The organism is Pseudomonas sp. GW822-FHT04H02, assembly GCF_058800645.1.
In genome coordinates, this window is the sequence record NZ_JBXAMM010000002.1 from 232449 (window position 1) to 253743 (window position 21295).

The following is a 21295-nucleotide window of genomic DNA, read 5'->3' on the forward strand; positions in this document are numbered from 1 at the left end:
TAGGAGTCTTTTATGGCCGTTGCCCTGAGCACACTGGTGGAAGAAGCGGACCGCTACCTGGGCAGTTCACGTATTGCCGATTACTGCCCCAATGGCCTGCAGGTCGAAGGGCGCCCGCAGGTGATGCGCATCGTCAGTGGCGTGACCGCCAGCCAGGCGTTGCTGGACGCTGCGGTGGAGGCCAAGGCCGACCTGGTGCTGGTGCATCACGGCTACTTCTGGAAGGGCGAGAACCCCTGCATCACCGGCATGAAGCAGCGTAGGCTGAAAACCCTGCTCAAGCACGACATCAGCCTGCTGGCCTATCACCTGCCCCTGGACCTGCACCCGGAAGTGGGCAACAACGTGCAACTGGCCCGTCAGCTGGACATCACCGTGGAAGGCCCGCTGGACCCGGAAAACCCCAAGGTCGTCGGCCTGGTGGGTTCCCTCGGCGAGCCGATGACCGCGCGGGACTTTGCCCGCCGGGTGCAAGAGGCAATGGGGCGAGAGCCGCTGCTGATCGAAGGCAGCGAGATGATCCGTCGGGTCGGCTGGTGCACCGGTGGCGGCCAGGGCTACATCGACCAGGCGGTGCAGGCCGGCGTCGACCTGTACCTCAGTGGCGAAGCCTCGGAGCAGACCTTCCACAGTGCCCGGGAAAACGACATCAGCTTCATTGCCGCCGGCCATCACGCCACCGAGCGTTATGGCGTCCAGGCCCTGGGTGACTACCTGGCCCGGCGCTTTGCCCTGGAGCACCTGTTCATCGACTGCCCCAACCCCATCTGACCCCCGGCAGGAGCCGGCTTGCCGGTCAGCCCGAAGGTGCGCTTGAAAGCGCCTTCGCTGGCAAGCCAGCTCCTGCAGAGCGGCGCCTGGGGCTTAACGGAGCGGTATATTCATATACCGTTTCGTTCTAGTTGGCTCCCTGATTAGAAGCAGGCCGCTGTGCTAGCATGCCCCGCTCGAACACGGCCCGATGGCCGTCCATAAGAAAGCTTTCGTGAGTAGCCATGGTCGACAAACTGACGCATCTGAAACAGCTGGAGGCGGAAAGCATCCACATCATCCGCGAGGTGGCCGCCGAGTTCGACAACCCGGTGATGCTGTACTCCATCGGTAAAGACTCCGCCGTGATGTTGCATCTGGCTCGCAAGGCGTTCTTCCCCGGCAAGCTGCCGTTCCCGGTGATGCACGTCGATACCCAGTGGAAATTCCAGGAAATGTACAAGTTCCGCGACCGTATGGTCGAAGAGCTGGGCCTGGACCTGATCACCCACGTCAACCCGGATGGCGTGGCCCAGGGCATCAACCCTTTCACCCACGGCAGTGCCAAGCACACCGACATCATGAAGACCGAGGGCCTCAAGCAGGCTCTGGACAAACATGGTTTCGACGCCGCGTTCGGCGGTGCCCGCCGCGATGAAGAGAAGTCCCGCGCCAAGGAGCGCGTCTACTCGTTCCGCGACAGCAAGCACCGCTGGGACCCGAAGAACCAGCGCCCCGAGCTGTGGAACGTCTACAACGGCAAGGTCAACAAGGGCGAGTCGATCCGTGTGTTCCCGCTGTCCAACTGGACCGAGCTGGACATCTGGCAGTACATCTACCTCGAAGGCATCCCGATCGTGCCGCTGTACTTCGCCGCCGAGCGTGAAGTGATCGAGAAGAACGGCACCCTGATCATGATCGATGACGAGCGCATCCTCGAGCATCTGTCCGATGAAGAGAAAGCCCGCATCGTCAAAAAGAAAGTACGTTTCCGTACCCTTGGCTGCTACCCGTTGACGGGCGCGGTGGAGTCCGAGGCCGAGAGCCTGACGGACATCATCCAGGAAATGCTCCTGACGCGAACTTCCGAGCGCCAGGGCCGGGTCATCGACCACGATGGCGCCGGCTCAATGGAAGACAAGAAACGTCAAGGTTATTTCTAAGGGGCTGTCATGTCGCATCAATCTGATTTGATCAGCGAGGACATCCTCGCGTACCTGGGCCAGCACGAACGCAAGGAGCTGCTGCGCTTTTTGACCTGCGGTAACGTCGACGACGGCAAGAGCACCCTGATCGGGCGCCTGCTGCACGACTCGAAGATGATCTACGAAGACCATCTGGAAGCCATCACCCGGGACTCGAAGAAGGTCGGCACCACCGGTGACGACATCGACCTGGCGTTGCTGGTCGACGGCCTGCAGGCCGAGCGTGAGCAGGGCATCACCATCGATGTCGCCTACCGCTATTTCTCCACCGCCAAGCGCAAGTTCATCATCGCCGACACTCCCGGCCATGAGCAGTACACCCGCAACATGGCCACCGGTGCATCCACCTGTGACCTGGCGATCATCCTGGTGGACGCCCGCTACGGCGTGCAGACCCAGACCCGTCGCCACAGCTTCATCGCTTCCCTGCTGGGCATCAAGCACATCGTCGTGGCCATCAACAAGATGGACCTCAAGGACTTCGATGAAGGCGTGTTCGAATCGATCAAGGCCGACTACCTGAAGTTCGCCAAGGGCCTGAAGCTGCAGCCCACCAGCCTGCACTTCGTGCCAATGTCGGCGCTCAAGGGCGACAACGTGGTGAACAAGAGCGAGCGCTCGCCCTGGTACACCGGCCAGTCGCTGATGGAAATCCTCGAGACCGTGGAAGTGGCCGGCGACCGCAACTTCACCGACCTGCGTTTCCCGGTGCAGTATGTCAACCGTCCGAACCTGAACTTCCGTGGTTTTGCCGGCACCCTGGCCAGCGGCATCGTGCACAAGGGCGACGAGATCGTCGTATTGCCGTCGGGCAAGAGCAGCCGGGTCAAGTCCATTGTCACCTTCGAAGGTGAACTGGAGCAGGCCGGCCCGGGCCAGGCCGTGACCCTGACCATGGAAGATGAAATCGATATCTCCCGCGGCGACCTGCTGGTGCATGCCGACAACGTGCCGCCGGTCACCGACAGCTTCGAAGCCATGCTGGTATGGATGGCCGAAGAGCCGATGCTGCCGGGCAAGAAGTACGACATCAAGCGCGCCACCAGCTATGTGCCGGGCTCGATTGCCAGCATCCATCACAAGGTCGATGTGAACACCCTGGAAGAGGGCGCGGCCAGCGCGCTGCAACTGAACGAGATCGGCAAGGTCAAGATCAGCCTCGACGCGCCGATTGCCCTGGATGGTTACGAAAGCAATCGCACCACCGGTGCTTTCATCGTCATCGACCGCTTGACCAACGGCACCGTCGGCGCCGGCATGATCATCGCCCAGCCGGTGGCCCATGGCAGCGTCACCCAACACGGCAAGCTGGCTCATGTAGCCACCGAAGAGCGTGCCCAGCGTTTCGGCCAGCAACCGGCTACCGTGCTGTTCAGCGGCCTGTCGGGTGCGGGCAAGAGCACCCTGGCCTACGCGGTCGAGCGCAAGCTGTTCGACATGGGGCGCGCGGTGTATGTGCTCGATGGCCAGAACCTGCGACATGACCTGAACAAGGGCCTGCCCCAGGACCGTGCCGGGCGTACCGAGAACTGGCGGCGCGCGGCCCATGTGGCCCGTCAGTTCAACGAAGCCGGGCTGCTGACCCTGGCGGCGTTCGTGGCACCGAGTGCCGAAGGGCGCGAGCAGGCCAAGGACCTGATCGGCAAGGAGCGTCTGCTGACGGTCTACGTCCAGGCATCGCCTGCGGTGTGCGCCGAGCGTGATCCGCAGGGCCTGTACGCGGCCGGCGGGGATAACATCCCGGGCGAGTCCTTCCCCTATGACGTGCCGCTGAATGCCGATCTGGTGATCGACACCCAGTCGCTGTCGCTGGAAGAAAGCGTCAAGCAGGTGCTGGACCTGTTGCGCAGCCGCGGCGCGATCTAAGCCATAGCAAAAAGCCCGCAGCCGAGTGATCGGCTGCGGGCTTTTTTGTGCGCTTCAGATAGCGTTCGCCGGTAAGTAGGGTGCAGGACTGCAGGAGCTGGCTTGCCAGCGAAAAGGCCCTCAGGGTCTTGCCGGATACTCCCGATGCAGCGTTTCGAGCAGCGCATCCTTGTCCAGCCACTGCTGGTTGATCCAGCCCTGGAATTCCTGGCGATAGGCCGTGTCCTGCTCGTAGTTCTTGCCAAGGAACTGCGCCGGGATCTGCACCTCTTCGAAACGCACCACCACATCCTTGACCCTGCCGCACAGCAGGTCCCAGAAACCGGGGCGGCCCGCCGGGTAGTGGATGGTCACATCGATGATCGACTGCAGTTGCTCGCCCATTGCATCCAGGACAAAGGCGATGCCGCCGGCCTTGGGCTTGAGCAGGTAGCGGAACGGCGATTGCTGCTGGGCGTGCTTGGCGTCGGTAAAGCGCGTGCCCTCGACGAAGTTGAAGATGCCCACCGGGTTGTTGCGAAACTTCGCACAGGTCTTGCGCGTGGTTTCCAGGTCCTTGCCTTTCTTTTCCGGGTGCTTCTCCAGGTACGCCTTGGAGTAGCGCTTCATGAACGGAAAGCCCAGGGCCCACCAGGCCAGACCAATCACCGGCACCCAGATCAGCTCCTGCTTGAGGAAGAACTTCAGGGGGCGGATACGCCGGTTGAGCACGTACTGCAGGACCATGATGTCGACCCAGCTCTGGTGGTTGCTGGTGACCAGGTAGGAGTGCTGGTAATCAAGGCCTTCCAGGCCCTGCACGTGCCAACGGGTACGGCATACCAACTGCATCCAGGCCTTGTTGTTGCTGATCCAGGCTTCGTGGGTGTGGTTCATCAGCCACAGGCTCAAGCGCTGGGTGAGGGCGAACGGCAGGGCCTTGACCAACGCCACGCAGAACAGGAACGAGCACAGCAGGATGGTGTTCAGCGCCAACAGGAGCGAGGCGATGATTCCGCGCACCACGGCAGGTAGGAATTCCAGCATTTAGACATCCATAGGTCGGTTGGCGGCTTGAATCGCGGTAAGGGCGATGGTGTAGACGATGTCGTCCACCTGGGCGCCCCGGGGCAGGTCGTTCACCGGTTTGCGCAGGCCTTGCAGCATCGGCCCCAGGCTCACGCAATCGGCGCTGCGTTGCACCGCCTTGTGGGTGGTGTTGCCGGTGTTGAGGTCAGGGAACACGAAGACCGTGGCCTTGCCCGCGACCTGGCTGTTGGGGGCCAGTTGCCGGGCGACGTTTTCGTTGGCCGCGGCGTCGTATTGCAACGGCCCGTCGATCAGCAGCGAACGCTGGGCTTCGTGGGCCAGCAGAGTGGCTTCGCGAACTTTCTCCACTTCCTCGCCGCTGGCCGAGTCGCCGCTGGAGTAGCTGATCATCGCCACGCGCGGGGTGATACCGAAGGCGGCTGCCGAGTCGGCGCTCTGCAGGGCGATTTCCGCCAGCTCGCTGGCGCTGGGGTGCGGGTTCATCACGCAGTCGCCATACACCAGCACTTCCTCGGGGAACAGCATGAAGAACACCGAGGACACCAGGCTGCAGCCCGGCGCGGTCTTGATCAACTGCAGGGCCGGGCGGATGGTGTTGGCGGTGGAGTGGATGACCCCGGAAACCAGGCCATCGACTTCATCCAGGGCCAGCATCACCGTGCCGATCACCACCGGATCTTCCAGCTGCTGCTCGGCCATGGGAGCGTTGAGGCTCTTGCTCTTGCGCAGGGCCACCATGGGCTCCACGTAGCGTTGGCGAATCAGGTCCGGGTCGAGAATCTCCAGGCCTTCGGGCAGTTCGATGCCCTGGGCCCGGGCCACCGCGTGCACGTCCTCGGGCTTGGCCAGCAGCACGCAGCGGGCGATGCCTCGGGCCTGGCAGATGGCGGCGGCCTGCACGGTCAGCGGCTCGCTGCCTTCGGGCAGGACGATACGCTTGTTGGCCTGCTGGGCGCGCTGGATCAACTGGTAGCGGAACACCGCAGGTGACAGGCGCATTTCCCGTGGGGTGCCGCAGCGCTGGTGCAGCCAGTTGGCGTCCAGGTGACTGGCGACGAAGTCGGTGATGATTTCCGCGCGCTCGCGGTCATCGATGGGAATTTCCTTGTTCAGGCCATTGAGCTGGTTGGCGGTGTCGTAGGATCCGGTGCTCACCGAAAGCACTGGCAGGCCGGCGTTCAGGGCGCCCCGGCAGAGCTCCATGATCCGCGGGTCGGGCAGGGTGTCGCTGGTCAGCAGCAGGCCGGCCAGGGGCACACCGTTGATGGCCGCCAGGCTCACGGCGAGGATGATGTCGTCACGGTCGCCCGGGGTCACCACCAGCACGCCGGGCTTGAGCAGTTCCACGGTATTGCGCATGGTGCGGGCGCAAATGATGATCTTGGTCATGCGCCGGCTTTCGTAGTCGCCGGCGTTGAGCACCTGGGCGCCCATCAGGTCGGCCACGTCCCGGGTACGCGGGGCATTGAGCTCCGGCTGGAAGGGGATGCACCCCAGCAGGCGGAAGTCGCCGCTGCGCAGCAAGGGCGAATGTTCCTTCAAGCGCGCGGAAAACGCCTCCATGCTTTCGTCGGTGCGCACCTTGTTGAGGATCACCCCCAGCACTTTCGGGTCCCGCGGGCCGCCGAACAGCTGGGCTTGCAACTCGACCCGTCCGGACAGCTCGGTGAGCACTTCGTTTTCCGGGGCGGATACCAGGATCACCTCGGCATCCAGGCTTTTTGCCAGGTGCAGGTTGACCCGGGCGGCATAGCTGGCGCTGCGGGTCGGCACCATGCCTTCGACGATCAATACATCCTTGCCGATGGCCGCCTGCTGGTAGAGGGTGATGATTTCTTCCAGCAACTCATCCAGCTGGCCGTCGCCGAGCATCCGCTCCACATGGGCCAGGCCCAGGGGTTGTGGCGGTTTCAGGCCATGGGTGCGCGCCACCAGTTCGGTGGAACGCTCGGGGCCGGTGTCACCGGGGTGAGGTTGGGCTATGGGTTTGAAGAAGCCGACCTTGAGGCCAGCCCGTTCCAGGGTACGCACCAGCCCGAGGCTGATGGAGGTCAGACCCACTCCAAAATCGGTGGGCGCGATGAAAAAAGTTTGCATGCGAATTCTCAGAAGGTGCATGGCAAAGGCGACGGTCTTTGGCCGTCTGCCTGAAGTCAGGCGCTAAGGTTATCGTTATCCGGGGCTTGAGCACACCAGCCGCAGGCAAAGCGCTGGCCTATTTTTTTGGCTCGCAACTGCGGCTCCAGGACCCAGGCCCGGGACTGCCAGGGCGGTTGGTGGCGCAGGTGCTGGGTATGCCCGCAGGACAGTTCAGCCACCCAATGGCCTTCTTCATCCTGATGAAAACCGCAGATTGTCGAGTGATTTTTCACGTTCCGTTGGTCCGGGTTCCGTTCGCTTTCGAGCGATTGCTTCGCTAAACTTGGACGTTCTTCATTCTTATGCAAAAGGTCCCGCCCCATGCTGATCGCCGCCAATAAGGCTGTCTCCATCGACTATACCCTCACCAACGACGCTGGTGAGGTCATCGACAGCTCTGCCGGCGGCGCCCCGCTGGTTTACCTGCAAGGCGCAGGTAACATCATTCCTGGTCTGGAAAAGGCCCTGGAAGGCAAGCAAGTTGGTGACGAACTGAAAGTCTCCGTAGAACCTGAAGATGCCTACGGCGAATACGCTGCCGAATTGGTCAGCACCCTGAGCCGCAGCATGTTCGAAGGCGTCGACGAACTGGAAGTGGGCATGCAGTTCCACGCTTCCGCTCCGGACGGCCAGATGCAGATCGTGACCATCCGTGACCTGGACGGCGACGACGTTACCGTCGACGGCAACCACCCGCTGGCCGGTCAGCGCCTGAATTTCCAGGTCAAGATCGTTGCCATCCGTGACGCCAGCCAGGAAGAAATCGCTCATGGTCACGTCCATGGCGAAGGTGGCCATCACCACTGATTTTCTGCGCTAAGCTCAAGCTTACTGGAGAGGCGCCCGAGGGCGCCTTTTTAGTCCGCGGCTTTTGGCTGTACTGTCGAGAGGCTGTTTTCTGTAAGAACACAGGAATTTGGAGTTCGTCATGAGTGCTTTTCACGACCTTAAATTGAAAGCCCTGGATGGTCAGGAGCTGCCGCTCGCGCCCTTCAAGGGGCACGTCGTGCTGGTGGTCAACGTCGCCTCCAAATGTGGTCTGACACCACAATATGCGGCGCTGGAGAATCTCTACCAGCAATACAAGGCCCAGGGATTCAGCGTGCTGGGGTTGCCTTGCAACCAGTTCGCCGGGCAGGAACCGGGCACCGAGCAGGAGATCCAGGAATTTTGCAGCCTCAACTACGGGGTGACCTTTCCCTTGAGCAGCAAACTGGACGTGAACGGTCCCGAGCGCCATCAGCTGTACCGCCTGCTGGCGGGCGAAGGCGCCGAGTTTCCCGGGGACATCACCTGGAACTTCGAGAAATTCCTATTGGGCAAGGACGGCCGGGTACTGGCGCGTTTCTCGCCGCGTACCGCTCCCGATGATCCGACAGTGATCCAGGCGATTGAAAAAGCCTTGAGCTGAACCCGCGCCGGGCCCTTGTTTAACGCCGCTTCAATGCGGCGTTTTTGCATCTAAATCACTCAAATCAATAATGCTGTGCAGCGCATTGAGGGGGGAATATTATCCTCATCATAAGTGCGCCGGGGCCGGTACCCGGCGCAGTCTTGTGCGTCGAATATCGACTCAAGCCTTTTTCTCGGAGCGCAGCATGCCTGTTCAAGCCTTGTTCAAACCCTTTCAACTCGGCGCGCTGGAACTGCCGACCCGCGTGGTGATGGCACCAATGACCCGGTCGTTTTCCCCCGGTGGCGTGCCCAACTCCAAGGTCATCGAGTATTACCGCCGCCGCGCTGCTGCGGGTGTCGGCCTGATCATTACCGAGGGCACCACGGTGGGTCACCAGGCTGCCAATGGTTACCCCAATGTGCCGCAGTTCCATGGCGAGGCGGCCCTGGCCGGCTGGAAGAAGGTGGTGGATGCGGTCCACGCCGAAGGCGGCAAGATCGTCCCGCAACTCTGGCATGTGGGCAATGTGCGGCGCCTGGGCACCGAGCCGGACGCCAGCGTGCCCGGCTACGGCCCCACCGAGAAGCTCAAGGACGGCAAGGTGCTGGTGCACGGCATGACCCACCAGGACATCCAGGAGGTGATCGCAGCCTTCGCCCAGGCCGCCAAGGATGCCCAGAGCATCGGCATGGACGGCGTGGAGATCCATGGCGCCCATGGTTACCTGGTGGACCAGTTCTTCTGGGAAGGCACCAACCAGCGTACCGATGAATACGGTGGCGACCTGGCCCAGCGCTCGCGCTTCGCCATTGAGCTGATCCAGGCCGTGCGGGCTGCCGTCGGTCCGGATTTCCCGATCATCCTGCGTTTTTCCCAGTGGAAGCAGCAGGACTACAGCGCGCGCCTGGTGCAGACCCCGGAAGCTCTGGAGGCCTTCCTCAAGCCGCTGGCGGATGCCGGTGTGGATATCTTCCACTGCTCGACCCGCCGCTTCTGGGAGCCGGAGTTCGAAGGTTCCGACCTCAACCTGGCGGGCTGGACCCGCAAACTCACCGGCAAGCCCACCATCACCGTGGGCAGCGTCGGCCTGGACGGCGAGTTCCTGCAGTTCATGGTCAACACCGACAAGGTGGCGCAGCCGGCCAGCCTGGAAAACCTGCTGCAGCGTCTGAACAACGACGAGTTCGATCTGGTGGCCGTGGGCCGTGCACTGCTGGTGGATCCGGATTGGGCGCAGAAAGTCCGTGAAGGTCGCGAGCAGGACATCCTGCCGTTCAGCCGTGACGCGCTGACGACCCTGGTTTAACTGCCTGCTCCGGGCGGCGAGGGGGGCAGCCCCCTTGCCGTGCCGAGTGTCTCCACGGCGCTGCGGGGTTTGACCGTCGCTTCGATAAGCCCTTCGTAATCCTCGGCCTGCCCGTGCTCGCAGGCACTGCGCAGGCGATCTTCAAACTGCTCGATAACCGCGGCCCAGCCCTGGCGGCTGGCATGCTGGCGGGCGTTGAGGCGTACCCGGCGCAAGGTTTCCGGTTCTTCCAGCAGCCAGCTGGCAGCGTCGCAGAAGGCGCTTTCGTCGCCGGGCATGGCCAGCACGCCGTTGTAGCCATGGCGTATATGCTGGGCTGCGGCAGCCTGATCGTAGGCCACCACCGCGAGCCCCGAGGCCAGAGCCTCCAGCACCACGTTGCCGAAGGTTTCGGTGAGGCTGGGAAACAGGAACAGATCCCCGCAGGCGTAGTGGGCGGCCAGGGCTTCGCCCCGCTGGCTGCCACAGAACAGGGCCTCGGGCAGGCTTTTTTCCAGAGCCCCACGTTGCGGGCCGTCACCCACCACGATCAGCTTCATCCTGCGCTGTGGATAAGTCGCCTGCAGGCGTTCGAAGCAGCGCTTGAGCAGGCCCAGGTTCTTCTCCTGCGCCAGGCGCCCAACGTGGATCACCGCCAGGTCATCGGCGCCCAGGCCCCAGTCGGCCCGCAGCGTATCGAGCCGCTTGGCCGGGTGGAACAGTTGGCTGTCGACGCCCCGGGACAGCAGGGCCAGGCGTTCGAAATGCCGGCGCTCCAGCTCCAGGTGCTGGCTGGCGCTGGGTACCAGGGTCAGTTGCGAGCGGTTGTGGAACCAGCGCAGATAGTGGGTCAGCAGGCGGGTCAGCAAACCCAGGCCATATTGGCTGGAGTACTGCTGGAAGTTGGTGTGAAAGCCGCTGACCACGGAGATTCCCAGGCGCTTGGCGGCCCGCAGCGCAGACAGCCCCAGCGGCCCCTCGGTGGCGATATAGAGCACGTCCGGGCGCTGGCGTTTCCAGCGTCGCAGCAGCTTGTGCATCGACGACTGGCCCCATTGCAGCCCCGGGTAGCCCGGCAGCGGCCAGCCCCGGCACAGCAGCAGGGCTTCGTCGCTGGCCCGGCTCTGGTCGCAACCCTGGCGCGGGCGCACCAGCTCAACCTGATGCCCACGGGCGCGCAGGCCCTCGCAGAGGCGGCCAAGGGTATTGGCTACGCCATTGATTTCCGGTGGGAAGGTTTCAGTGATGAGGGTGATATGCAGAGCTGTCGTCATGGCCTCAGTGTCGGCTGAGGCCATGTCGCCATTGTGACCTTGCGATGATGGATTTATGACGCCCCGGCCTTATTTGGCCGGCAGGTTCTCCACCCCGCGTTCACGCACCCAGAACAGCGTGGCACCGGCCACGGCGGCCGGCATCATCAGGATATTGACCAGCGGGATCAGCAGCGCCAGGTAGACGATGCCGCCAAAGCCCAGGCTCTGCCAGCGCTTCTGGCGCAGCCAGGCGAGCATGTCCTGCCAGCTCATCTTGTGGTTGTCCGCCGGGTAGTCGATGTACTGGATAGCCATCATCCAGATACCGAACAGCAGCCACAGCGGCGCGGCAATCAGGTTGACCACCGGAATCAGCGAGAGGATGAACAGGCCGATGGCCCGGGGCAGGAAGTAGCCGAGCTTGCGCATTTCCCGCGCCAGGGTGCGGGGGATCATGGCAATCAGCTCACCCCAGCTGAAGGGCGGGAAATCATCGGTGCCGCGCACCACGGTTTCGACTTTTTCCGAGAGGAAGCCGTTGAAGGGTGCGGCGATGATGTTGGCCAGCATGGTGAAGCTGAAAAACACCATGAAGGCCACCAGCACCACGAACAGCGGCCAGATGACATAGCTGAGGAAACTCAGCCAACTGGGCAGGGACGGCATCAGCGCATCGACCCAGAGGCTGAATTGATGGCCGGCGAAATAGATCAATCCGACGAACAGCACCAGGTTGATTGCCAGGGGCAGGAGCACGAACAGGCGCAGGCCGGGGCTGAGGACCAGCTTCAGGCCTTCACGCAGGTATTGCGGGCCGGACAGGACAGGGGCGGGCATAGAGCGCTCCGAGCAGAATGAAAACGCGCCGACCTTACCGGCTTTGTCCTGGGGGCGAAAGCACGGCGAAGCGGTCGACATCAACGGTAACAAAGACCCTTTCAAATAGGCCTCCTGAGGATAGAGACCGCCTATGAGCTGGATTGTTAAACCGTATTTCCTTAATCTTCGCCCCCTCTATACGCTTCACCCATTATTTTTTGGACGGACGAGTTCAAGCCTTCCCCAAGGTTTCGCCGTCCTTTTTTATTCCAGCCGGCAATCCGGCGTTCCGCGCCAGGCTAGCCGGGCCGGTCGATAGGAGTGAGTCATGTCTGAAGTACGCCATTCGCGTGTGATTATTCTCGGTTCCGGCCCTGCCGGTTACAGCGCCGCCGTCTATGCCGCCCGTGCCAACCTGAAGCCGCTGCTGATCACCGGCATGCAGGCCGGTGGCCAGCTGACCACCACTACCGAAGTCGACAACTGGCCCGGTGACGTGCACGGCCTGACCGGCCCGGCCCTGATGGAGCGGATGCGCGAGCACGCCGAGCGTTTCGAGACTGAAATCGTCTTCGATCACATCAATGCCGTGGACTTCGCAGCCAAGCCCTACACCCTGACCGGTGACAGCGCGACCTACACCTGCGACGCCCTGATCATCGCCACCGGTGCCAGCGCTCGCTACCTGGGCCTGCCTTCGGAAGAAGCGTTCATGGGCAAGGGTGTTTCCGCCTGTGCCACCTGCGACGGCTTCTTCTATCGCAACAAGCCGGTGGCAGTGGTCGGTGGCGGTAACACCGCTGTTGAAGAAGCGCTGTACCTGGCCAACATCGCCAGCACCGTGACCCTGATCCACCGTCGCGAAACCTTCCGCGCCGAGAAGATCCTGATCGACAAGCTCAACGCCCGGGTGGCCGAAGGCAAGATCATCCTCAAGCTCAATGCCAACCTGGACGAAGTCCTGGGTGACAACATGGGCGTGACCGGTGCCCGCCTGAAGAACAACGACGGCAGCTTCGACGAGCTGAAGGTCGACGGCGTGTTCATCGCCATCGGCCACACCCCGAATACCTCGCTGTTCGAAGGCCAGCTGACCCTCAAGGACGGTTACCTGGTCGTGCAGGGCGGCCGTGACGGCAATGCCACCGCCACCAGCGTCGAGGGCATCTTTGCTGCCGGCGACGTGGCCGACCACGTTTACCGCCAGGCCATCACCTCGGCCGGCGCCGGTTGCATGGCGGCACTGGACACCGAGCGTTACCTGGACGGCCTGCAGAACGCTTCGTTCTGATTTGCCACCCATAAAAAAAACCGGCGCAAGCCGGTTTTTTTATGGGTGTTGCACGGTAGCAGCCGGCTTGCCGGCGAACAGGCCCTCGAGCCTTGCGCCGCTGTGCTGACGCCTTCGCCGGCGAGCCAGCTCCTACAGAATGCGGATCAGCGGCGGGTCAGCGGCTGGGCGGAGAACTTGACCCCGGCCAGGCCGTGAACGATCAGGGCGCGGATATTGCCGTGGTCAGTGCCTTCGGGGGTGGCCAGTACCGAGCGGTAGTGTTCGCCGAAGGCCAGCAGGGCCTCTTCGTCGCTCAGGCCTTCCAGCAGGGCCAGGCCCAAGGTCTTGCACGAACCTTCGTTCTGCCCGGCGGCGTTTTCCACGCCGCCGTTGTTGAAGGCTTGGGGCTGGTAGTCATAGCCGGCGGCGACAAAGGCCAGGGTGTCGGCAAAAGCGTGTTCACCGCTGTTCAGGCTGGCGCGCAGGGTGTTCAGGTCAGTCATTGGGGTTTTCCTTTGGCGAACGCCGCTTGCTGCTCGGCGCTGGCTTCTTTCTGGTAGAGATTTTTCCATTCGGCGTAGGGCATGCCATACACCACTTCACGAGCGTCATCGAGGCTGACCTCGATCTGGCGTTCGTCGGCCTCGGCCTTGTACCACTTGGACAGGCAGTTGCGGCAGAACCCGGCGAGGTTCATCAGGTCGATGTTCTGTACGTCCTTGCGGCTGTCCAGGTGGGCCACCAGGCGGCGAAAGGCCGCGGCTTCCAGTTCCAGGCGTTGTTGTTCAGTCATGGGGTTTCTCCGGGACAGGGGCAAGCGCCCAGGCGGGCGCTTGCCACTTGTGGCAGTTTTCTAGGCGCTGGCGCGGCTGGCCGCGAGGGTGATCGACACCGACTCGGCAAAACGCAGGGCGTGGGGTTTGTCGACTTCGACTTCGGCGTACTGCACCGAGGCGTTGCTCATCACCAGGTCCAGCAGCTCCTGGGTCAGGCGCTCCAGCAGGGCAAAGCGGTTGCCCTCGACATGGGCAATGATCGCCTTGGTGATGGTGCGGTAGTTCAGTGCGTGGTCGATGTCGTTGTCCCGCACCGCGTCCTGGGCCGCGTAGAGGATGGTCAGGTTGATCAGCACATCCTGCTTGTTGAGGATCTCTTCCTCGTTGATTCCGATGTAGGTCCGCAGGAGCAGGTCCTTGACTCGGATACGAGCCATTCCTGGCTGAAGTTGTGGCATTGCTACTTGCTCCGTCCAATCAATTGCAGGAATTCCTGGCGAGTGGTGCTCGAATCGCGGAAGGCGCCGAGCATCACCGAGGTGTGCATGGTGGAATTCTGTTTCTCGACGCCGCGCATCATCATGCACATGTGCTTGGCCTCGATCACCACCGCGACGCCGGCGGCCTGAGTCACGCTCTGTACCGCGTCGGCGATTTCCCGAGTGAGATTTTCCTGGATCTGCAGGCGCCTGGCGAACATGTCGACGATCCGCGCGATCTTCGACAGCCCCAGGACCTTGCCGGTAGGAATATAAGCCACATGGGCCTTGCCGATGAAGGGCAGCAGGTGATGTTCGCACAGGGAATACAGCTCGATGTCGGCGACTATCACCATTTCATCGCTGTCGGAAGCAAACAGCGCGCCGTTGACGATGTCCTCCAGCGACTGGCCGTAGCCGTGACACAGGTACTGCATGGCCTTGGCCGCGCGCTTGGGGGTATCGAGCAGGCCTTCGCGCTCGGGGTCTTCGCCCAGGTCCTTGAGGATCTCGCGATAGTGCTGGGGCAGGGAAAGGGTCATGCAAGGTCCTCACAGGGGCCGGCTTACTTGAGGTGCCGCCCGCCGTTGACGGTCAGGGTGGTGCCGGTGACATAGGGGTTGTCCAGCAGATAGCGCAGGCTCTGGTAAATCACTTCGCTGCCGGGTTCGATGCCCAGCGCGGATTTGGCCAGGGTCTTGGCGCGGTACGCCGCGTCGTCGTCGGGGTTGAACAATAGCAGGGCCGGGGCAATGCCGTTGACCTTGATTGTCGGGGCGTATTTCGCTGCGAAGGACAGGGTCAGGCTGTCCAGGCCGGCTTTGCTGGCGCAGTAGGCGATGTGCTTGCTGCTGCCCTTGCGAGTCACGTCGTCGCTGATGTGGATGATGTCTGCCGGGCTCGAGCGCTGCAGCAACTCGGCGCAATGCAGGTTGATCAGGTAGGGCGCCAGCATGTGCACGCCGAACATCCGGGCAAAGGCCGCTGCTTCGTCGCCAGGGCTCTCCTCCAGCCATTCCGAGGCGTTGTGGACGATGGCCCGCAGGCTCTGGGTACGGTTTTTCAGCTCGGTGATCAGGGCCAGGATCCCGGTTTCGCTGGATAGATCGGCGAACAGCAGGGTCGCGCCCTTTTCCCGCAGGGCCTCAAGGCCCGGGCGCTGGCTGCGGTAGGTGACGATCACCGGCTGCCCGTCTTGGAGCAGGCGCAGGGCGCAATGCAGGCCGACTCGCTGGCTGGCGCCGGTGATCAGGATCGGGGCAGGAGAGGTGTTCATGAAGGGCTCGCGTCGCGGGTAGTGGGAAAACTATACCAGCGAGGGAAGGCCCTGTGCCTGCAGGCAACGGGCTTGCCGGCGAATGCGATCTTGCGGGGTTTTTTCGTTGGCAAGCCAGCTCCTACGGTAGGCACGAATGTTGCGCGAGGTGTGGTAGGAGCCGGCTTGCCGGCGAATCACGGATTCTGCGTCGAGGGGGTGGCCGGTAGCGGTCGGGCCGGTGTGCTGTTGAGCCAGTTGGCCAGCAGCCGGGTGGACAGCGGAATGAAGAAATAGACCATCAGCGGGGTCAGGGCCAGGGTGCTGACAAATACCCGAGGCAGCAGGCTCAGGTCGCCGAGCAACGGGCCCAGGACAAAGTTGAACAGCAGCGACACCGGGAAGAATGCCAGCCAGATGGCCACGGCCTGCTTCCAGCGCGGCGGGCGATGGCCGGCGGCGCCGAACCAGCCGTCGATACCGCTGACCCGGTGCTCCGAAGGGTGGGCGAACAGGTCGCTGCCCCGGGCCAGCCAGGCCGTACGCGAGGCGGAGTGTTCCCAGGTATGCAGGGTGGATTCGTCGGCGAAGCGGAAGATGATCTGGAATTCGTCATCGTTGGGGGGCGGCGCAAGAACGCCGGAACCCAGGTAGCCGGGAAAGTCGGTAGCCAGTTGTTCGCCTTCGCGCAGCCAGGCGATCAGGTCCTGGTAACGGCCGTCGGCAACGCGCCGGGCAACCATCAGGGTGACGGGTGAGGTAGACATTATGTATCTCCGTAAAACCAATGCGCTGCCTGGGTAAGGCAGTCGCTTGACGAGGCACCGGGGTGGCGGGCCGCGCCTGAAGCAAGCAAGGATTATTCCTGATTGCTGCCCAGGCACCAATGACGGCGGTCGGTTTTTCTCGTGCTTGAAGCATCGCCACCTGAGGGGAGTAGAATGATCGCCACTTTGTTTCCCGGTGTTTTCTTCCCAGATGCCCGTCATGACTGAACTTGCCCCCGCCCCTCACGCCCCCGAAGCCGTTCGTCAGGACGAGTTGTTTCCGATCCGTGAGGTGGCGCGCCTGACCGGAATCAATCCGGTGACCCTGCGGGCCTGGGAACGACGCTACGGTCTGATTCAGCCGACACGCACCGAAAGTGGGCATCGCCTGTACTCCATGCACGATGTTGAGGCGGTGCGTGAGATTCTCGGGTGGATCGAACGCGGCGTGGCGGTGAGCAAAGTGGGCAAGATCCTGGCCAAGGGCCGGGCTGCCCAGGCCCAGCTCAAGGCTCCGGTGGATGGCGGCTTGCAGGGCGAATACGGCCAGTGGCGCGATCAATTGAAGCTGGCGGTCAGCGCGTTCGATGAGGAGCAGCTTGAGCGCCTCTACGGGCAGATCTTCTCCAGCTATGCCTTGCCGGTGGTGTTCCAGGACATCTTCCTGCCGTTCTGGAAGCAGTTGCTGCTGGCGCGCGAGGCTTTTGGCCAGACCAGCGAATGGCTGTTCCTGGATGGCTTCCTGCGGGCGCGGATTACCCAGCGCCTGCTGTTGCAACGCGCCACCCAGAGCCGCTATCTGCTGCTGACGGCGCTCAATGAGCAATGCCGCGAACTGGAGCTGTTGGTGGCGGCGCTGATGCTCGGGCAGGACCCGATCGGTGTGCGCCTTCTAGGCCCGGGTGTGCCGCTGGAGGAACTGACCCTGGTCTGCGAAAAGGTCGCGCCGGTAGCCCTGGTGGTGTTTTCCAATCACGCACCCTCGGCCGAGTTGCCCAAGCGCCTCAAGCGCCTGGCACTGACCCTGGATTGCCCATTGCTGCTGGCCGGGGACGCGGCGGACCTGGCCCAGGACAGCCTGGTCGGTTCGCCGGTGGCTTGCCTGGGTAACGAGGGGCGCTTGATGCAGCAGCGCCTGCGCGGGTTTCTTTGAGGCGCTAGCCTTCAGGCGTGCAGTGCCGGATGGCTGTGGCGGTGCTGCTGGAGGATGAACTGGCGCAGGCGCTCGGTTTCTTCCTGGTCGCTCTGATCCAGGCGGTAGGCGTAGAAACCGGCTTCGGTCTGGCGCTCGAAGCGCCCGTGCAGGGCAATCCGTTCATAGCCCGAGGGGCTGAACCACTGGGCGAACTGCCGCGGTGGCCGGGTACCGTTGCGGATCTCCACCAATATCCCCTTGAACGAGACCTCCCGAACCCACAGGCGGCCAGGCTGGCCCCTGGCATTTTCCAGGGCCACCGGCTGCTCCAGGGCCAGGCGCCAGGGGCGTACCATGGGCCCATCCTCGAAGATGCTCGGCACCCCCAGCCGCAGGTGCAGGGCATGGAATTCGTCTTCCACCAGCTGCAGCGGGAAGGTCATCTGCTGGTTGTCGAAACGGGCCTGGATGGTGACCTTTTCATTGGCCGCCAGGCGCGTCAGCAGGTCACGGATCTGCGCGCCGCCATTGACCATCAGGCTCGAGGTGGTATCACGCACATTGAGCTGCGGGTTGTGCTGCATGGTCTGGATGAAGTCCAGTTCATCCTGGGTGAGGAGGGCGTCACGCTGCATGATGTTGCTCGGAGGGTGGAGGACAAATCGGCGGGGAATATCCCTACGACCACGAATTCCGCGATTTATTAGTGGCCGCTGGTCGCCTTGAGGGCGGCCAGTTCAGCTTGCACTTCGGCCAGTTGCTGCTCCAGCTGGAGCAAGCGTTGCTGGGCCTTGACCTGGACGCTGACGTCTTTCTGCACGCCGATGAAATAGGTCAGCTGATCACTGTCATTGAATACCGGGGTGATCGACAGCTCATTCCAGAAGTGACTGCCGTCCTTGCGGTAGTTGCGCAGCACCTCGCGGCACGGGCGGCCTTGTCGCAGGGCCTGGCGGATCACTTCCAGGCCTGGCTGGTCACGGTCCCCGGATTGCAGGAAGCGGCAATCCTGGTACAGCACTTCGTCGGCGCTGTAGCCGGTCAGCCGCTCGAAGGCCGGGTTCACATAGATCACGATGTTGTCTTCGCCTTCCTGCTCGGCGACCACAATCCCGTCGTTGGAGGCGTTGATCATCCGTTGCAGCAGATGAGCGTTGATCATCCTGAAGTTCCGCTTTCGATCAGCAAGTGCTGGAGTGTAAGAGAGGCTGGCCCGCTGTCCACCAGCGCTTTGCAGCAGAGGTGGCGGCACAGGCGGGATTTTACTCCGTAGCTGTTAATATCCCAGCCTTTTAGTCAGCTTCAGGATCAGATTGATGAAAGTCGCCATCCTTTCCGGCTCGGTGTACGGCACGGCTGAAGAAGTCGCCCGGCATGCCGCCAAACTCCTCAACGCCGCAGGTTTCGAGGCCTGGCACAACCCGCGCGCCACTCTGGCCGAGCTTCAGGCCTTCGCCCCGCAGGCGTTTCTGGCCGTGACCTCCACCACCGGCATGGGCGAGTTGCCGGACAACCTGCTGCCGCTGTATTCGAGTATTCGCGATCAGTTGCCCGCCGCCTGGCGCGGGTTGCCCGGAGCGGTCATCGGCCTGGGAGATTCCAGCTACGGCGATACCTTCTGTGGCGGTGGCGAGCAGATGCGCGAGCTGTTCGCCGAGCTGGGCGTGCAGGAAGTGCTGCCCATGCTGCGCCTGGACGCCAGCGAGAGCGTGACCCCGGAAACCGACGCCGAGCCCTGGCTGGCCGAGCTGATCAGCGCCCTGCGGGGCTGACCGGCTGTTCCCGCAGCAGCGCCAGCCAGGCTTGCGCTGCCTTGGACAGATAAGCGCCCTGGCGCCAGATGAAGGCGATATCCCATCGCAGGTAGTCCGGCGCCTTCAAGGTCAGGCGCACCACCCCAGGCCGCACCAGGCCACGGGCCACCACACTGGGCAACAGCACCACGCCCTGGCCGGCGGCCACCAGCGCCGCCAGGAAATCCGCCTGGCCGCTGCGCCCGCCTTCCCTGGGGGTGAAGCCCACCTGCTGGCAGGCCTGCAACAGCCGGTCGTTGAGCACGAAACTGCGCTGGTACAGGAGGAACGGCGTGTCCGCCAGTTCTTCCAGGCGTACCTGGGCGTTCATCGCCAAGGGGTGATCGGCAGGCAGTAAGGCATCCAGCGGTTCATCGCAGAAGGGCTGGTAGGCGAACGCCGGGTCCTTGGGGGTCAGGCTGCCCCCCAGTTCCAGTTCGCCGTTGCGCACCGCCTGTTCGACATTCAGGCTGCCGCCTTCGAGCAACTGCACCTGGATATTCGGATAGCGCCGGCGGTATTCGGCAAAACGGCTGGCGAACAGCGCGTCACTGCCTAGCAGCGGCAGCCCCAGGCGCAGTTCCCCCCGTGCCAGCTGGCTGAGGTCGTCCAGTTCGCTGAGCAGTTCGTGGCGCAGGCGCAACATGCCTTCGGCCCGTTGCAGCACCACGTTGCCGGCGGCGGTGAGGTGGATATGCGAACCCTGGCGCTCCAGCAAGGGCGTGCCGAGGCTCTGTTCCAGCTGGGCGATCTGCTTGCTGACCGCCGACTGGCTGATGTGCAGGGTCCTGGCCGCCTGGGTGAAGCCGCCCTGGCGGATCACCTCGACAAAGCTGCGCAGTTGTTTGAAATCCATGGCGTTGATTCCAGATTGGAATGGCTTCCAGTCTAACAATTCGCTTCGGTAATGATGGGGCTTTTCATAAAATAAGCCCCTGAGAGGACCGAACCACCATGAACATTTCCACCTGCAAACGCCTGGGCCGCCTGATTCTTGAACTGGCGGTGCTGCTGGCCATCTATTTTCTCGGCTGCCAACTGGCCAGCTGGCTGCCCTGGCCGATTCCCGGTGGGGTCATGGGCCTTGCGCTGTTGCTGCTGGCCTTCGCCCTGGGCTGGGTCAAGCCGGCGGCCCTGCAGCTGGGGGCCGGCCTGTTGATGGCCGAGATGCTGCTGTTCTTCATTCCCGCACTGATGAGCCTGCTGGACTACGGCGGCCTGCTGCGCCAGGACGGCTGGCGGATACTGCTGGTAATAGGCGTCAGCACCCTGCTGGTGATGCTGGTGACAGCCTTGACCGTGGAACTGGTGTGCCGCTGGAGGATGCGCCATGAAGCTTGAAGCCATGCCGGTGTTCTGGCTGGCCCTGACCCTGGGCGCCTACCTGTTCAGCCGCTGGATCTACCGGCGCACCGGGCGCTACCTGCTGTCGCCGCTGATTCTGGTGCCGGCCCTGCTGCTGGCGGTCGCCGTGCCGCTGCACACCGCCTACGCCGAATACGCCGCCAACACCCACTGGCTGATGCTGGTACTGGGGCCGGTGACCGTGGCCTTCGCCATTCCCATCTGGCAGCAGCGGCAACTGCTGATGCGCCACTGGTCGGCATTGCTGCTGGGCATGCTGGCGGGCAGCGCGGCTTCCATTGGCAGCTCGTTCGGCCTGGCCAAGGCCCTGGCCCTGGACAGCTCGGTGACCCTGTCCCTGGTGCCGCGCTCCATCACCACGCCGTTCGCCATGCCCCTGGCCCATGACCTGGGCGGCGTACCCGAGCTGACCGCGGTATTCGTGATGTTCACCGGGGTGTTCGGGGCCATGCTCGGCGGTGTGCTGCTGCGCTGGCTGCCGCTGCGCAGCGCCCTGGCCCGCGGCGCCCTGTTTGGCGTCGGGGCCCATGGTGCAGGGGTCAGCCGGGCCCATGAAGTGGGGGGTGAAGAAGGTTCGGTGGCAGGGCTGGTGATGGTCCTGACCGGGCTTCTGAACCTGTTCGCCGCGCCTTTGCTGGCGTCGTTGCTTTGACGCGCAAGCCCCGGGCCAGGGCCTGATTCCCGGCTGACCCGCACGGCCATCAAGC

Annotated in this window: 25 protein-coding genes; 11 read left to right on the forward strand and 14 right to left on the reverse strand. The window is 63.2% G+C overall.

All coding sequences use genetic code 11. The annotated features are described in order from the left end of the window. The first annotated feature begins 12 nt into the window (after nt 1-12). The 3 genes from AC1RMG_RS07750 (at nt 13) to cysN (ending at nt 3821) form a co-directional block, all read left to right on the forward strand. Nucleotides 13-771 (forward strand): Nif3-like dinuclear metal center hexameric protein, encoded by a 759-nt coding sequence (locus tag AC1RMG_RS07750; RefSeq protein ID WP_019093347.1) that lies wholly within the window; start codon nt 13-15, stop codon nt 769-771. A 224-nt stretch (nt 772-995) separates the two neighbouring features. Next, entirely contained in the window at nt 996-1913 is a 918-nt protein-coding gene (gene cysD, locus AC1RMG_RS07755) for a sulfate adenylyltransferase subunit CysD (protein WP_011059289.1), read from the forward strand. Nucleotides 1914-1922: 9 nt separating this feature from the next. After that, nucleotides 1923-3821 carry a sulfate adenylyltransferase subunit CysN gene (cysN, locus tag AC1RMG_RS07760; protein WP_011059290.1) on the forward strand — a complete coding sequence of 633 codons (1899 nt, stop codon included), beginning with the start codon at nt 1923-1925 and terminating at the stop codon, nt 3819-3821. Nucleotides 3822-3941: 120 nt separating this feature from the next. Here cysN and yihG read toward each other — a convergent pair whose 3' ends face one another. Genes yihG through AC1RMG_RS07775 form a run of 3 tightly spaced genes read right to left on the reverse strand, consistent with a single transcriptional unit; the run spans nt 3942 to nt 7342 of the window. Continuing rightward, nucleotides 3942-4847 (reverse strand): 1-acylglycerol-3-phosphate O-acyltransferase, YihG family, encoded by a 906-nt coding sequence (gene yihG, locus AC1RMG_RS07765; RefSeq protein ID WP_015634172.1) that lies wholly within the window; start codon nt 4845-4847, stop codon nt 3942-3944. Next, nucleotides 4848-6947, reverse strand: a complete 2100-nt coding sequence (gene pta, locus AC1RMG_RS07770; protein WP_019096051.1) for a phosphate acetyltransferase — start codon at nt 6945-6947, stop codon at nt 4848-4850. Between the two features lie 56 nt (nt 6948-7003). Further along, nucleotides 7004-7342 (reverse strand): DUF3565 domain-containing protein, encoded by a 339-nt coding sequence (locus AC1RMG_RS07775; RefSeq protein ID WP_011059293.1) that lies wholly within the window; start codon nt 7340-7342, stop codon nt 7004-7006. Here AC1RMG_RS07775 and AC1RMG_RS07780 point away from each other — a divergent pair. The 3 genes from AC1RMG_RS07780 to AC1RMG_RS07790 all read left to right on the forward strand — a co-directional run bounded on the left by AC1RMG_RS07780 (nt 7311) and on the right by AC1RMG_RS07790 (nt 9691). Further along, nucleotides 7311-7796: an FKBP-type peptidyl-prolyl cis-trans isomerase gene (locus AC1RMG_RS07780; RefSeq protein ID WP_011059294.1), complete on the forward strand. Its 486-nt coding sequence runs from the start codon at nt 7311-7313 to the stop codon at nt 7794-7796. The two genes, AC1RMG_RS07775 and AC1RMG_RS07780, sit on opposite strands and share 32 nt — an antisense overlap. Before the next feature lie 121 nt (nt 7797-7917). After that, on the forward strand, nt 7918-8400 hold the full coding sequence (locus AC1RMG_RS07785) for a glutathione peroxidase (protein WP_015634175.1): 483 nt from the start codon (nt 7918-7920) through the stop codon (nt 8398-8400). A 187-nt stretch (nt 8401-8587) separates the two neighbouring features. Beyond that, complete coding sequence (locus AC1RMG_RS07790; RefSeq protein ID WP_011059296.1) at nt 8588-9691, forward strand: NADH:flavin oxidoreductase; 1104 nt, start codon at nt 8588-8590, stop codon at nt 9689-9691. Here the strand turns inward: AC1RMG_RS07790 and AC1RMG_RS07795 are convergent. Both AC1RMG_RS07795 and cysZ read right to left on the reverse strand, forming a co-directional pair. Continuing rightward, nucleotides 9688-10968, reverse strand: a complete 1281-nt coding sequence (locus tag AC1RMG_RS07795) for a glycosyltransferase family 4 protein (RefSeq protein ID WP_493168877.1) — start codon at nt 10966-10968, stop codon at nt 9688-9690. The two genes, AC1RMG_RS07790 and AC1RMG_RS07795, sit on opposite strands and share 4 nt — an antisense overlap. Nucleotides 10969-11013: 45 nt before the next feature. Further along, on the reverse strand, nt 11014-11763 hold the full coding sequence (cysZ, locus tag AC1RMG_RS07800) for a sulfate transporter CysZ (RefSeq protein ID WP_011059298.1): 750 nt from the start codon (nt 11761-11763) through the stop codon (nt 11014-11016). Between the two features lie 310 nt (nt 11764-12073). Here cysZ and trxB point away from each other — a divergent pair, with 310 nt between their 5' ends. Further along, entirely contained in the window at nt 12074-13036 is a 963-nt protein-coding gene (gene trxB, locus AC1RMG_RS07805) for a thioredoxin-disulfide reductase (protein WP_011059299.1), read from the forward strand. 146 nt (nt 13037-13182) lie between these two features. On the opposite strand, the gene AC1RMG_RS07810 is transcribed toward trxB, so the two are convergent. The 6 genes from AC1RMG_RS07810 to AC1RMG_RS07835 all read right to left on the reverse strand — a co-directional run bounded on the left by AC1RMG_RS07810 (nt 13183) and on the right by AC1RMG_RS07835 (nt 16295). Further along, entirely contained in the window at nt 13183-13521 is a 339-nt protein-coding gene (locus tag AC1RMG_RS07810) for a HopJ type III effector protein (protein ID WP_019093350.1), read from the reverse strand. Then, the gene (locus AC1RMG_RS07815) at nt 13518-13811 is read right to left on the reverse strand and encodes a DUF1244 domain-containing protein (protein ID WP_011059301.1); all 294 of its coding nucleotides are present in this window, start codon (nt 13809-13811) and stop codon (nt 13518-13520) included. Before AC1RMG_RS07815 ends, AC1RMG_RS07810 begins: the two co-directional genes overlap by 4 nt. A 60-nt stretch (nt 13812-13871) precedes the next feature. Continuing rightward, complete coding sequence (gene folX, locus AC1RMG_RS07820) at nt 13872-14252, reverse strand: dihydroneopterin triphosphate 2'-epimerase (protein ID WP_011059302.1); 381 nt, start codon at nt 14250-14252, stop codon at nt 13872-13874. Nucleotides 14253-14254: 2 nt separating this feature from the next. Beyond that, nucleotides 14255-14815, reverse strand: coding sequence for a GTP cyclohydrolase I FolE (folE, locus tag AC1RMG_RS07825; protein ID WP_011059303.1), 561 nt, complete (start codon nt 14813-14815; stop codon nt 14255-14257). A gap of 23 nt (nt 14816-14838) precedes the next feature. Further along, entirely contained in the window at nt 14839-15549 is a 711-nt protein-coding gene (folM, locus tag AC1RMG_RS07830; RefSeq protein WP_072443025.1) for a dihydromonapterin reductase, read from the reverse strand. A gap of 176 nt (nt 15550-15725) precedes the next feature. After that, complete coding sequence (locus AC1RMG_RS07835; protein WP_011059305.1) at nt 15726-16295, reverse strand: antibiotic biosynthesis monooxygenase; 570 nt, start codon at nt 16293-16295, stop codon at nt 15726-15728. Nucleotides 16296-16506: 211 nt separating this feature from the next. On the opposite strand from AC1RMG_RS07835, the gene AC1RMG_RS07840 reads away from it, so the two are divergent. Beyond that, nucleotides 16507-17448 (forward strand): MerR family transcriptional regulator, encoded by a 942-nt coding sequence (locus AC1RMG_RS07840; protein ID WP_011059306.1) that lies wholly within the window; start codon nt 16507-16509, stop codon nt 17446-17448. Between the two features lie 11 nt (nt 17449-17459). Here the strand turns inward: AC1RMG_RS07840 and AC1RMG_RS07845 are convergent, their stop codons facing one another. Together AC1RMG_RS07845 and AC1RMG_RS07850 are read right to left on the reverse strand one after the other, a co-directional pair. After that, a complete protein-coding gene (locus AC1RMG_RS07845) occupies nt 17460-18065 on the reverse strand; it encodes a hypothetical protein (protein ID WP_093404705.1) in 606 nt (201 codons plus the stop codon). Nucleotides 18066-18133: 68 nt separating this feature from the next. Next, nucleotides 18134-18592 carry a PAS domain-containing protein gene (locus AC1RMG_RS07850; RefSeq protein ID WP_011059308.1) on the reverse strand — a complete coding sequence of 153 codons (459 nt, stop codon included), beginning with the start codon at nt 18590-18592 and terminating at the stop codon, nt 18134-18136. A 154-nt stretch (nt 18593-18746) separates the two neighbouring features. On the opposite strand from AC1RMG_RS07850, the gene AC1RMG_RS07855 reads away from it, so the two are divergent. Continuing rightward, nucleotides 18747-19202: a flavodoxin gene (locus AC1RMG_RS07855; protein ID WP_015634186.1), complete on the forward strand. Its 456-nt coding sequence runs from the start codon at nt 18747-18749 to the stop codon at nt 19200-19202. On the opposite strand, the gene AC1RMG_RS07860 is transcribed toward AC1RMG_RS07855, so the two are convergent. Further along, nucleotides 19183-20079 (reverse strand): LysR family transcriptional regulator, encoded by an 897-nt coding sequence (locus AC1RMG_RS07860; protein WP_011059310.1) that lies wholly within the window; start codon nt 20077-20079, stop codon nt 19183-19185. The genes AC1RMG_RS07855 and AC1RMG_RS07860 overlap by 20 nt on opposite strands. A gap of 98 nt (nt 20080-20177) precedes the next feature. Between AC1RMG_RS07860 and AC1RMG_RS07865 the strand changes: the two genes are divergently transcribed. Both AC1RMG_RS07865 and AC1RMG_RS07870 read left to right on the forward strand, forming a co-directional pair. Beyond that, a complete protein-coding gene (locus AC1RMG_RS07865; protein ID WP_011059311.1) occupies nt 20178-20564 on the forward strand; it encodes a CidA/LrgA family protein in 387 nt (128 codons plus the stop codon). Next, a complete protein-coding gene (locus tag AC1RMG_RS07870) occupies nt 20554-21240 on the forward strand; it encodes an LrgB family protein (protein WP_011059312.1) in 687 nt (228 codons plus the stop codon). The genes AC1RMG_RS07865 and AC1RMG_RS07870 overlap by 11 nt, the downstream gene beginning before the upstream one ends. The last annotated feature ends 55 nt before the right edge of the window (nt 21241-21295 follow it).